The 13040-nt window shown below is 58.0% G+C and carries 5 protein-coding genes; 2 read left to right on the plus strand and 3 right to left on the minus strand.

All coding sequences use genetic code 11. The features are described 5' to 3' along the window. Positions 1–33: 33 nt before the first annotated feature. Both WM42_RS03475 and WM42_RS03485 read left to right on the plus strand, forming a co-directional pair. Positions 34–1410: an NAD-dependent succinate-semialdehyde dehydrogenase gene (locus WM42_RS03475; RefSeq protein ID WP_062035697.1), complete on the plus strand. Its 1377-nt coding sequence runs from the start codon at positions 34–36 to the stop codon at positions 1408–1410. 192 nt (positions 1411–1602) lie between these two features. Next, positions 1603–2795, plus strand: a protein-coding gene (locus WM42_RS03485) for an IS3 family transposase (RefSeq protein ID WP_370633393.1) whose coding sequence is annotated in 2 segments (ribosomal slippage) — positions 1603–1885 and positions 1885–2795 — 1194 coding nt in all. Because the reading frame shifts where the segments join, the coding sequence is not laid out codon by codon here. Positions 2796–3304: 509 nt separating this feature from the next. Here the strand turns inward: WM42_RS03485 and WM42_RS03490 are convergent. The 3 genes from WM42_RS03490 to WM42_RS03500 form a co-directional block, all read right to left on the minus strand. Next, the gene (locus WM42_RS03490; protein ID WP_062035698.1) at positions 3305–9859 is read right to left on the minus strand and encodes a putative Ig domain-containing protein; all 6555 of its coding nucleotides are present in this window, start codon (positions 9857–9859) and stop codon (positions 3305–3307) included. Beyond that, the gene (locus tag WM42_RS03495; protein WP_062035699.1) at positions 9814–11274 is read right to left on the minus strand and encodes a hypothetical protein; all 1461 of its coding nucleotides are present in this window, start codon (positions 11272–11274) and stop codon (positions 9814–9816) included. Before WM42_RS03495 ends, WM42_RS03490 begins: the two co-directional genes overlap by 46 nt. A gap of 470 nt (positions 11275–11744) precedes the next feature. After that, complete coding sequence (locus WM42_RS03500; protein WP_061920929.1) at positions 11745–12968, minus strand: aromatic amino acid transport family protein; 1224 nt, start codon at positions 12966–12968, stop codon at positions 11745–11747. Positions 12969–13040: the final 72 nt, after the last annotated feature.

Below are 13040 nucleotides of genomic sequence, written 5' to 3' on the forward strand. Positions count from 1 at the left end.
AAAAAGAGCTGGATCACACAATAAGGAGAATTAATGTCTAACACTTACCGAGTTCAAAACCCTGCTACCGACGAGATCGTCGAGACCTTCGACTCCGCCACCGACGCCGAGGTAGAAGGCGCACTGGCGAAGGCCGCCGCAGCCTACCGTGAGTGGAGTGCGCGCCCGATGTCCGAGCGCGCGGAAATCGTTGCTCGCGCCGCCAGCCTCTTTGCGGAGCGCAAGGAGGAGCTGGCCAAGATTGCCGCGGAAGAGATGGGCAAGCCAATTTCCGAGGGCATCGAGGAAGCAGAGTTCTCAGCGGCCATCATCAAGTACTACGCCGATAACGGCGAGGAATTCACCAAGGATCAGCCGATTCCGGCTTCTGCCAATGGCACTGCGGTAATCCGCCGCCTGCCCATCGGCCCGCTGCTTGGCATCATGCCGTGGAACTTCCCCTACTACCAGATTGCCCGCTTCGTGGGCCCGAACCTGGTCCTCGGCAACACCATCGTCCTAAAGGATGCAGAAATCTGCCCTCGCTCCGCACTCGCCGTGCAGAAGATCATGGATGACGCCGGCATTCCGGAAGGCGTGTACAACAACATCTTCGCCACCCACGATCAGATTTCCACCATCATCGCGGATCCACGCATCCAGGGAGTTTCCCTGACTGGCTCCGAGCGCGCCGGCGCCATCGTGGGTGCCCAGGCAGGCCAAAACCTGAAGAAGGCAGTGCTCGAGCTCGGTGGATCCGATCCTTACATTCTTCTCGATACCGACGACGTCAAGGAAGCAGCCAAGCTGGCGTGGACGACCCGCATGTACAATACGGGCCAGGCCTGCAACTCCAACAAGCGCATGATTGTCATGGAGGACATCTACGAGGAGTTCGTGGCTGAGCTGACCAAGCTCGCACAGGCAGCAAAGGCAGCGCCTGCCGACGCCCAGGGCGAAGGCACCTACTCCTGCCTGTCCTCGCGTGCGGCTGCGGAGACCCTGCACGATCAGATTCAGCGCGCGGTGAAGGAAGGCGCTTCCTTGCGCGCTGGCGGCGAGCTGGCGGACAAGGGTGCTTTCATCTCCCCCGCCGTTATCACCGACATTCCAGTCGGCTCTGACATCTACTACGAGGAGTTCTTCGGCCCAGTTGCTGTGGTCTACAAGGTTTCCTCCGACGAGGAAGCGCTCGAGCTGGCTAACAACACCCAGTTCGGCCTGGGCGGCACCGTCTTTTCCAAGGACACCGAGCGCGCAGCCGCCATCTCTCGCCGCCTCGAGGTGGGCATGGCCAACGTCAACACCCCGGCCGGTGAGGGCGAAGAGCTGCCTTTCGGCGGCGTGAAGCGCTCTGGCTTCGGCCGTGAGCTCGGCCCATTGGGTATGGACGAGTTCGTCAACAAGCAGATGTACTACGTCGAGAACTAATCTCGACGCAGAGAATCACCCCAATATAAAAACTGGGTTAAGTAGCAAAAAAGTATGTCCGGTCGGCGTGTCGTCGGCCGGTCTTTTTGTTAGCGTCGGACCTGCCCCCTGTTTGGCCACGGACCTGACCCCTGTTTGGTAGACACCTGATATCCAGCCCGGTTGGGTTGGGAAGAAAGGTAATCTACCACCATGCCTAGGTATTCCGAACAGTTCAAACGTGATGCTGTGGCCCTCTATGAAAACAATGAGGACCTTTCACTTCACGCGGCTTCAGCAGAGCTTGGAGTCAATCGTTCCTCGCTTTTCTCCTGGCTTCAGCAATACGGCACCGGCAAACGTGCCCGCACGAAGGCCATGCGCGACAACGCCAAGGAGACGACTGATTCCGAGCGAATCCGCCAGCTAGAAAAAGAGAACGCGAAGCTGCGCGAAGAACGCGATATTCTGCGCAAGGCCGCGAAATATTTTGCCGAAGAGACACGCTGGTGATCCGCTTCCAGTTTGTCTATGACCACCGAACCGAGTACTCGGTCAAGCGGATGTGCCATGTGTTAAAGCTCAATCGCTCCTCGTTTTATAAATGGGTCAACACCCACGAAAATCGCAGGTTAAAGATATGTTCCGATGCCCTTATTGGTGCAAGAATCAAGGCCATCTTTGATGATGAGAACGGGCTTTATGGTGCTAAACGCATCGCTGCAAGCCTCAACGACGATACGGACTTCGGCCCGATCAACCATAAGAAGGTTGCGCGCATCATGAAATCCATGGGGCTAAAAGGCTTTAGCAAACGGCGTCGATGCATCACCACCCGGCGCAAGCCTGGTCACCGTGTCATGCCAGATTTAGTAGGCCGTACATTCACCGCTGACGAGCCGAACCGTGTTTATGTAGGCGACATCACCTACCTGCCGTGTAAGGGCGGTAAGAACATGTACCTGGCCACGGTCATTGACACCTATTCACGAAAACTTGCAGGTTATGCACTCGCAGACCACATGCGTGTCTCACTGGTCATCGAGGCTTTGTCCCATGCCAGCACAGTCCGCGGAAGCCTTGACGGGGCTATTTTCCATTCTGATCATGGAAGTGTGTACACCTCACAGGCGTTTAGGGACCACTGCGCCCAACTTGGTGTACGCCAATCCATGGGCGCGGTGGGAACTAGTGCCGATAATGCCCTGGCAGAATCATTTAACGCCACCTTAAAACGTGAAGTGCTACGTGATCGGAAAGTCTTTGATAATCCCATTATCTGCCGGCAGGAAGTCTTTCGATGGTGCATGCGCTACAACACCCGCAGACGGCACTCCTGGTGCAACCTTCTAGCCCCCAATGACTTCGAAGCACTCACATCAGCTACACTGACCCAAGCAGCATAGCTAACCCCCGACGTGTCTACTTTCCGGGGGTCAGGCCCCACAGGGCTTTTAATGCTGACCAGGCTCCTAATCCACCGTCGAGTACTACGCATAGTGGTGGTTGCAGCTTTGAAAGCAGTTTTTGTAGGCGGGCCTGCCCCCTGTACAAACCGGGCATCGCGGTCGATTCTTAGACATGAAGGCAAATCAAACCGCACTTGCTAGCACAGGTACGGTTCAAACCCCGGGATTGGTCGAAATCCACCCCGATATATTGCCTGCCGGAATATACACGCAGCTTTTAGCAATTGTGACCAGCAGACTTCAAGATTTCGTCCGCATCCCCTTTTGACCCTTAACCCGCCGCAGGCAACAGCGAAGGCCGCGGGATCACCAAACGCCCGCCTTCTACTTGGAAAGAAATAGAAGACGGGCGTTTCGCTTGGTGGTGAAGCTAGTGGCAACCGGGATTAACCGGCTGCCTTAAGCAGTAGCTTCGGCTGCTCGTAGGGAAATTTCTCAGCGAGAGATTACTTGCTGGAACCACCGTTGGAGGAACCGCCGTTGGAGGAACCATCGGAGGAACCATCGGAAGCATCGTCAGAAGAACCGTTGGAGGAAGAGGAGTTCTTCGGGGAGCAAGCATCTGCCAGCAGGCCGATAGCCAGTGCACCAGCGGCAACCAGAGCGACACCGCCAGCAACCTTGCCAGCTGACTCGCCGTACTTACCGAACTGAGCGTTGATGCCAGCAACCTGCTTAGCAATAGCCGGGTTGTAGATACCCAGCTGCTTCTGCAGTTCGATGTTGGCCTTGCCAATCTGGCCGGAAATCTGCTCGATGAACGGGGACAGACCCGGAACCTTGATCTGGGAAGCCATGCCAACCGGAATCAGGAACAGCAGCGGCAGGCCTACAGCCAGGCCAGCTGGGATACAACGACCCAGGTCAACGCTGGAAGAACCGTTGGAAGAACCGTTGGAAGAACCGTCGGAGGAACCGTCAGAAGAGCCATCCGAGCTGCCTGGGTTCTTACCGGGGTCAGTACCAGGGTCGGTGTTCGGCTCGGTGACGGTCACGGTGATGCTGTCGATTTCCTCGCCGGAGCCATCGCGGACGATGACGGTTACGGTATCGCCTGGCTTGGCGTCTGGCTTGATGGTGACGATGACATCGCCGTTCTCTTCCAAGGTCGCGGAACCTGGGCCGGTGGCCTTATCGAGCTTGGCACCTGCCGGTACCTTGCCGCCGGCATTTGGAACCTTCACGGCACCACCAGCCGGGGCCTTCGCATCGTTCCAAGACGGTGCATCCGGGGTTTCCGGAGTATCGCCGGAGGTATCCAGGGTGAACGTTGCCGCAATGGTGTCAGCCACTGCCCCATCCGGGTAGGTGATAACTACCGGAACAACGAGTTCGAGATCATCCGGAGTTGCCGTCCCTGCCTTCGGCGCGATAACCGTCAGCTTGCCGGTGGCTTCATCGATGCTTACGTTCCAACCACCTCGGCCGGCCCAATCAGCAGGAAGCTTATAGGTCGTGCCGCTCGGAGCATCATCAGAACCGTACCGAACTTCAGCAGAACCAGTCTCACCGGATGCAACCTTTACGGGTTTGGAATAAGCAGGTTCGTAATCCGTGACGTCGGCAGGCGCAGGCTCAACAACCGTGACAACAACTTCTACCTCATCAGTAGAGCCGTCTGGATAAGTCACGGTCACCGGAATGGTGATGATATCACCCGGGGTTGCATCCTCCGGGACCTTGACAGTCAGTTCACCCGTTGCTGGGTCAACGCTCGCGTTCAGATCCGTGGTGGAGAACTTAGTGCCCTCAGGAAGTACCGTATCGCCGGTTTGTGGGACCTTGACCTCGCTACCCGGCTCGACGTCTACCGGCGGGTATGCCGGGCTATTTGCGTCTGCCAGCGGTTGCTGCGGATCCTTGACCACGATGTGGAATTCGCTGGTCGAAGATACGCCATTCACCGTTGCTTTAACAGTCACGGTGTAGTCGCCAGCCTTGGTTGGCTTGCCAGAAATCTGGCCGGTGGCCGGATCATAGGTCACGCCATCCGGCAGGCCGGTGACGGTGACGTCTGCTTCCTCGTTATCAACCACGACGTTGATTGGCAGCATCGTCGTATTGGTTGCAGCATCCACGTCAGCGATAGGTGCAATCACCGGTGCCGTGACCGGATCCGTTGGGTCGGTCGGATCCGTTGGGTCGGTCGGATCCGTTGGGTCGGTCGGATCCGTTGGGTCGGTCGGATCCGTTGGGTCGGTCGGATCCGTCGGGTCGGTCGGATCCGTCGGCGCGGCTGCGACGACGTCGATGATGAACGTCGTGGTGGACTTGTTTCCAGCGGCGTCGGTTGCCGTGATAGTAACCTCGCTGTGGCCGAGGGCGCTCGGCTTGCCGCTGATGGTGCCGGTAGCTGGGTCAAATTCGACGCCAGTAGGCAGGCCGGTTGCGCTCAGCGTTGCTGCTGGGTCATCGCTGTGAACGGTGACTTCAGTGACGTCTTCGCCCAGCTTCACGGTCTGATCCGAAATCGGGTCAAGCTTCGGCGCGCTGGTATCGGCCGGCTCACGGACCACGATGGTGAAGGTTTCGTCGGTGGCATTGCCGCTGGCATCGGTGACCGTCACGGTGACCTCGTAGGTGCCCGGCTTGGTCGGGGTGCCGGTGATGGTGGCAACGCCGTCAACGGTCTCAAGCTTCACGCCATCCGGCAGACCGGAGGCCGTTACCTTATCCGTGTCCGAATCAGAAGAGACCCGAATCGTTTCAATCGGCGTATTGGCATCGACAGCCTGATCTGCAATCGGATCCACCTGCGGACCGGTTGCATCCTTTACGGTGATGGTCAGCTTCTTTTCGGTAGTATTGCCTGCCGCATCGGTGGCGGTCACCGTCACTTCATAGGTGCCCGGAGTAGTTGGCACACCGGAAATCTCGCCGGTGGACGCGAAGAACCGAACGCCATAAGGCAAGCCAGTCACGGTCAGGGTAGCCTGCGGGTCATCCGAGGTGATGTGAATCGGGTCAAGCTCGGTGTCTTCCGTGACGGTCCGATCGGCGACGCCGTCTAAGGAAGGCCCCTCAGAATCGACCACGGTGATCGTGAACTTCTCGACGGAAGACTTACCGTCGGCGTCAGTGGCCGTTACGGTGACCACGATGGGGAAGTCACCCGCGCGGGTTGGAGTACCCGAAATCGTATTGGTATTGGTGTCGTAAGTAACGCCGTCCGGCAGCCCGGTCACGGTGATCGTCGTAGAAATCGACGGATCCGTCACGGTTGGCTTAATCTCCGTAATCGCTTCCCCTAGCGGCACCTTCTGATCCGAAATTGGTTCCAGAACCGGCGCTCCAGGGTCGACGACGGTGATGGTGAAGGTCTCCTTGGTCGTGTTGCCCGCGGCATCGGTGACAACCACGGTCACGGGGTGCTCACCAGCGGTGGTTGGCGTGCCAGAGATGGTCCGGGTTTCTGGGTCGAAGCTGAGACCAGCAGGCAGGCCGATGACCGTCACGGTGTCGCTCGGAACGTCGCTGACTACCTTGACAGGAGCGATGGCATCGCCCTTCTTTACCTCTTGATCGTCGATGGGGTCGACCTTCGGAGCAGTGGAATCGCTGACCGTGATGGTGAAGTCAACGTAGGAGGTGTTTCCGGCTACATCGGTTGCCAGGACGCGCACTGGGTAGGTGCCCGCGGTGGTTGGCGTGCCAGAAATCGTGTTGGTAGCGGCGTCATACTGAACGCCCTCTGGCAGGCCGACTACGGAAATCTTGGCATCAGGGTCATCCGCCTTGACAACGATATCTTTAATGGCGCTGCCGGCAGCAACGTCTTGGTCACTGATCTCGTCCAGCTTTGGCCCCTGGGCATCGGTGACGGTGATGGTCGAGGTATCGATAGCCTTGTTGCCCGCTTCGTCGACCGCGGTCACGGTCACGGTGTAGGTGCCCGGCTTGGTCGGGGTACCGGTGATTAGTCCCGTCTCTGGGTCAAAAGTCATGCCATCAGGTAGGCCTTCAACCGTTACCTTCGCAGAAGGATCATCTACGCGCACTGGAATCGGGTTGGCCTCAGATCCCGCAGCGACCGTGCTATCGGGCAGCGGCTGGATGACTGGTGCACCGGCGTCATTGACGTTGATGTTGAAGACTTCTTCGGTGGTATTGCCAGCGTCGTCCTTAGCGGTGATCGTCACTGGGTAGCTTCCCGGCTTAGTCGGGGTGCCCTCAATCTGCTTGGTATCGGGGTTATAGCTCAAACCCTCTGGCAAGCCAGTGACTGTCAAGGAGGTCACCGCAACGTTGTCCTCAGCGGTGATCTCAATTGGCGTGATCGGGGAATCCGCGGGAACGGTAGGATCCGAAATCGGCGCGATCTGCGGCGCGGTCTTATCGGAGACGGTGATGACAAAATCAACGGGCTTCGAGGTATTGCCGGCGGCATCGGTAGCCGTGACCTTAATGGTGTAGGTTCCCGGCTTCTCTGGGCGGCCGGTAAAGGTGTTGGTCACGGGGTCGAAGCTAACCCCCTTCGGCAGGGTCTCCGGATCAACCTGGACGGTAGCATCCGGATCATTTACCGAGACCACGACCGGCTTAATCGTCTCGTTCAGAGCGATATCCTGGGCCTCGATCTTCTCGATGACCGGGGCGGTCTTGTCTTCGACGGTGATGGTAAACGGTTCGTAGGACACGTTGCCCGCTGCATCAGTTGCCGCAATAACGACATCATAGGTACCCGGCTTAGTCGGGGTGCCCTCGATCTGCTTGGTCTTCGGGTTGTAGCTCAAGCCCTCAGGCAGGCCCGTGACTTCAATCTTCGCGTCTGGATCATCGGTAGCGACCGGAATCTCAGTGATTTGGTCACCCTCCGGGACGCTGACATTGTCCACCGGAGTGATGCGAGGCGCCGTTGCATCGTTTACCGCGATGACGAAGGTCTTAGTCGTGGCGTTGCCGGCGGCGTCCGTTGCGGTCACGGTGACCACAGAAGAGCCGGTTTCCTTCGGGGTGCCGGAGATTTTCTTGGTCTCGGGATCGTAGGTCACGCCCTCGGGCAGGCCGGTGACGGTCCAGGCGAGATCCTGCGGTGCGGTGGAGTTGTCGTCCGGGTTTAGGCTCATCAGATCGATGGGTTTGATGGCCTCCCCCTGGTTAATCGTCTGATCCTCCGGATCATCGAAGGTAGGCGCGGTGGCATCGCCCACGAACAAGACAACGGTCTGCTTCGTGGAGTTACCGGCTGGGTCGGTGGCGGTAACGGTAACTTCGTAGCGCCCCGGAGTGGTCGGGGTGCCCGTGACGAGCCCCGTTTCGCTATCAAAGGTCACGCCCTCGGGAAGGCCGGTGACGTCAATCTTCGCGGTTGGGTCCGGGCTGGTGACAGGCTCCAGGTTGAGCGGCTGATCTTCAGGAACCGAGACGTCGCGAAGCGGGCGCAGAGCCGGGGCAACGGTATCGGTGACCTTGATGTTAAAAGTCTTCTCGGTGACGTTTCCATAAGGATCAGTTACCTTGACGGTGACCGGGAAGTTCTTGCCATCTGGGCTCGTGACTTCAGTCTTTGGTGTACCAGAGATGATGCCGGTGTTCGGGTCGATGGAAACACCTTCTGGCAGGCCGGATGCAGCAAAGGTGGAGTTCGGCTCATTGCTGGTCACGGTGATTGGGTCCAGCGCAGTGCCATTTTCTACGGTGGCATCGGCAATGTTATCTACCTGCGGCGCGGTGGTGTCGGCTACCTTGAGAAGGAATTCCTGGGTCGAGGTATTGCCGGCGGCATCGGTCGCAGTCACCGTAATTGGGTACTCTCCCGGTGCCTGCGGGATTCCTTCGATCTTGTGGGTCTCCGGGTTATAGGTAACTTCTGGTGGCAGGCCCGCGACTACAACGTTGCTGACGGACTTGTCGAAGTTATCGGTGACGTCTACTGGAATTGCGGTGATCGGTTGACCGGCCTCTGCGGTGGCGTCGTCGATCTTGGCAATGGTCGGCGCCTTGGTGTCGGTAACAGTAACGACCAGGTTGGATACAGAGTTATTGCCCTGGGGATCGGTGGCCGATACGGCGACCGTGTAGATGCCCGGTTCGGTTGGGGTACCTTCGAGGGCACCGTTTTGCTCGTTCCAGGTCATGCCCGGCGGGATATCACCTTCCACGGTGACGGTGGCTTTAGGATCGTCCACCTTGATCGGAATCGAAGCAGGCTTATCCTCTGGGACGGTGGCATCCGGGCTGGTGAGAACCGGCGCGGAAGTATCCACGACGTTGATACTGAATGCAGTTTCGGTGACATTTCCGGCGGCATCGGTGACGCGGACGTTAACTGTCGACGCCCCGGTGGCCGACGGAGTACCGCTAATGGTTCCGGTCGCAGGATCGTAGGTGACGCCATTTGGCAGGCCACTGACCTCAACGCTGGTCACACCGACGTTATCCGTCGGCTTAACCTGAATCGGGGAGATGGCTTTGCCCAGCTCTAGGTTCTGCGAATCGATCTGCGCAATCTCCGGCGGGATGCCGTCAGTGACCGTGACCTTGGCATTGACGAGGTCGGTCGAGCCATCGGCGTAGGTGACAATGACCGGGACGGTGTAATCTTCCAGCGCAACATCGGCGCCCGGTGTGGCGGTGATGGTGCCTTGGTCATCAACCTTTACCCACGTTGGGGCGCCATCCGCCAGCTTGTAGGTGGTACCGGCTGGTGCCGGCAGGGTTTCAACGGTTGTTGCGGTAGTCGAGTCGTCGAAAAGCGGCGCCGCAACGGAACCAATGCTGCTTTGAGCCACGGTTGTAGAACCATAGGTGGGCTCGTAGCGCCCGGACGTCGGCAGTGGCTTAACGGTGAAGGAATCCTGCGTTATCGCCAGGCCATCGCGCACGCCAGAGGGCGAGACCGCAAACAAGCGTGCGGTGTAGGTGGTGGTCTTCTTCAAGTTAGGGTCGGTGACAAAACCGCAGGAAGGAAGCCTGCCACTCGCGTCTGGCGCTACCGGCGGGCAGGTGTACTGGGTCAGTTCATTGCCAGCCTCGTCGAACCACGCGATCTGATAACGCACGGTCCCGTTTTGTCGTACTGCAGGCCCGTCGTGTTGGTCTCGATGGCTTGACCCGCAGTAGCGACGTTGGAGAAAGAGTCATACGGGGTGACGTCAAACTTCAGGTTGCCCGGGTACAGCGCAAAGTTGATGTTGGTGGCGTAATCCAGCGAACCGCCCCAGTTAGACGGCCATCCGGCCAAGGTGCCGGCAGAGGTTAAGTTGCTGGTGGTGTTGCCGGTGTAACCGTTGTAGTTAAACGGCGTGTTCACGGAAATTCCCGGCATGTCCTGCAATGAGAAGAACATCCACTCGTCGTTGACGTGCTTCGACTTCATGTTGCCGTTGGCCCAAGAACCGTCCGCGGCAGAATCAGCCAGGTTGTGCCAGGTATAATCCTTGGACAAAATACCTCTATCGTCCCAGCTATTTCCCCAGATACCGCGGAACTGCAGCGTGTACTTACCGTTGGCATCGGTCTTGGCTTGGACGGTCTCTGCGATCCACTTCTGCTGGCCTTCCGCTGCCATCCGCTGCTTAATCCACTGCTGCAGCGCGAGTTCTTGCTGGGTACTCCAGTTGGAATCGCGCACGCGGCCCTTGTAACCGATGGCGGCCATGGTTGCGGGATCGTAGATGCGCGATAGCGCGTAATCAGAAAGGTAGGAGCCATACACAGTGACGTCTGGAGCCACGGAGTCGACACCGTTGACGGACTGGTAGTTCTGCCACAAGAGGGCGCCGGCGGCGGCGTTGGTTTGGTTCCAGAAGACGGTACCGGAGTATTGGCCATAGGAGCCCGAGCGCTCGTTGGTAGCAGCTTCGGCCAGGTTGTGCATCACCTTGTTGTTAGCGATGGGCGAGTAAGCGATCTTGATGTCGTTATAGGTATCAGACCCCACGGACTGGCTAGCGCCTGCCTCGGTGTTGGCGACGTTGCTTTCCGGCATGATCTGCTCTTGGCCATAGGAGTAGAGCAGGTTGTACTGTGAGGTATCCGGATTGATGGACCAGATGCGGAGCTTCTCCCCCTCCGGCAAGTTGGGGTCTGCGTCGAAGTTGCGCCGGACGCCCTTGGCGTCAGTAAAGGAGGTCATGCCGATGTGGAACTGACCATCGGCGCCGGTGGTGGTGGTATAAATCGGCGACGCCGTGCCGTCCTTTTCGAACCACTGGGCAAAGACTTTCACGCCAGACATGGGCGCAACGTTTGGATCGTTCAGGTTCGATTGCATGGTGCCGCCGGTCTGCAGGCCCACGAAGCCGTTCACGGAGCGGGTACTTCCCGCGGGAACCGTGGTGTTTATGGCGGTTTCTTCGGAGGAACCTGGCGCTGCGGTCTCCGCCTGGGCTGCAGGCTCATTATCGAGGAGGTTGGGTACAACAACGACCCCGCCCATAACTAGCGCGGCAGCCATGCCAGAGGCAGTGAGCATACGCCAGCGGCCGCTTAAATTAAGCCCGCTGAGTGCAGCTACAGAACGAGGTGGCCGAAAAGTTATTTTGGACATGACCAATGCTTTCTCTAATTCAGGTGTTGTCGCAGCTGTAGAGCAGACAGAGCGATAACAAAGTACGTGAGGAGGTTGGCTATTCGTAGAGGGATCGAATTACTCGAGATGTTATGTAGACGTATTGAGCTCCTTAGCAAAAACTTTAGAAATCTCTGGGAAACTCTTACCCAATAACAGTAACAATTCCTAGCCGAGCAGCCACTGGAAAATATATGACCCTAATCACACTAAATTGATTAGGTGTTCAGAGTTCTCATCCCGTAATGTTCGTTTTATTTCGCTATAACCTGCACTGATAGCCGGACGCGGCTGGAAAAATAAATTTCAGAAATACTTTGGAAAAACACCCCTGCCTACCCCCCTATGCAGGAGCGCTTGCCGACGCCATTTTCTTAAGCCCAGCCCGCCGGAACCAGGCCCACAATCGAGACAACCGAATAAACGAAAGCCAAGAAATAAACCACGATGATGACGCCCTGAATCAGCGGGTTTGCCAACGCGCCGACGCTCCAGCCGGGGTCACGATCACCCTTCTTGCGGGAGGCATTCAGCAACATCACCGGAATGATCGACATGATTGCACCCGCAAAGCCGCCCGCGTAGGACAGCGCTGCGACGAAACCGCCAAGACCCGCGATGGAGATAGCCAGCGGCGGTACAGCGGTCAGCGCCACGGCAATGCCACGCTGCGCGTTGTTGCCCTCCCAGTGCAAAATGTCGAGCACGTTGCGCATGGTGGTAAAACCAATCGCGAGGAAGGAGGTCAGCATCGCCGCCAACGCGAAGACATTGGCCAAGTAGTACGCGACCGGTCCAAGCGCCTCGCCCCAGGCGATGGTAACAACCTCAGTAACGTCCATTCCCAGCAGACCCAAAGCCGCAAACGGCACAAGTGCCAGCGTAAAGCCGGTAATCACCATGCCGAGCACGATGGCGCGAGCTGTCTCCTGCGGCTTCGCCGGGTCCATGCCCTGTACCAGCTCCGGCACCACGTACTGAGCCAAGAACGAGAAGACGGCCAGGTTCAAAATAGGAACGATGAAGAACGGGTGAAGCACCAACAGGTTCTCGGCCTCGATTCCAGGTCCCAGAATGGTCCAGCCGCACAGCACGGCAATGATGATGGCCATACCTGCGGTAATAGCGCCTTCTGTGGCACCGGTGGTGTGCAGGCCGCGGTACATAACCCAAGACCCAAAGCCGAAGAAGATCAACGTACCTGCCAGCGGCGGCAGGCCGAAAATATTATTGATGAGGTCGCCGGAGCCCGAGGCGTAGGCGATGAGCGCGCCGACGCCGTTGACGATAATCGCCACGAAGACCAGCCAACGGCCCCACTGCCCCAGATAGTGCTCCGCCAAACCGGAAACCTGCAGAGGCGCTTTTGTGCGCATCGCACTTTCCGCAACATAAAGCATAGAAATCGTGGTCAGGGTACCCGCAACGAGAAGCGCAATAACGAGCGCCATGAATCCGCCGTTTCGCGCGGCATAGGGAATGGAAAGAATGCCTGCACCAATGTTGGTGCCAAAAATAAGGGCAATGCCTTGGACGAAACTCAAGGCCGGCTTCGCAGCCTGCGAAGCAGCCCCTCCAGACTTTTCAACAACCGTCATATTTTCTCCCGAATCTAAAATAGAAATATAAGTAACTGCGCATGGAACAACTGGGCCCCTCGGCGCCCTCTC

It is taken from the genome of Corynebacterium simulans (genome assembly GCF_001586215.1).
In the GTDB taxonomy this organism is placed as follows: domain Bacteria; phylum Actinomycetota; class Actinomycetes; order Mycobacteriales; family Mycobacteriaceae; genus Corynebacterium; species Corynebacterium simulans.

What these genes read in the sequence shown, in the direction of transcription:
- WM42_RS03475 (WP_062035697.1), top strand. Translation starts at nt 34, where the DNA reads ATGTCTAACACTTACCGAGTTCAAAACCCTGCTACCGACGAGATCGTC.
- WM42_RS03495 (WP_062035699.1), bottom strand. Translation starts at nt 11,274, where the DNA reads ATGCTCACTGCCTCTGGCATGGCTGCCGCGCTAGTTATGGGCGGGGTC.
- WM42_RS03500 (WP_061920929.1), bottom strand. Translation starts at nt 12,968, where the DNA reads ATGACGGTTGTTGAAAAGTCTGGAGGGGCTGCTTCGCAGGCTGCGAAG.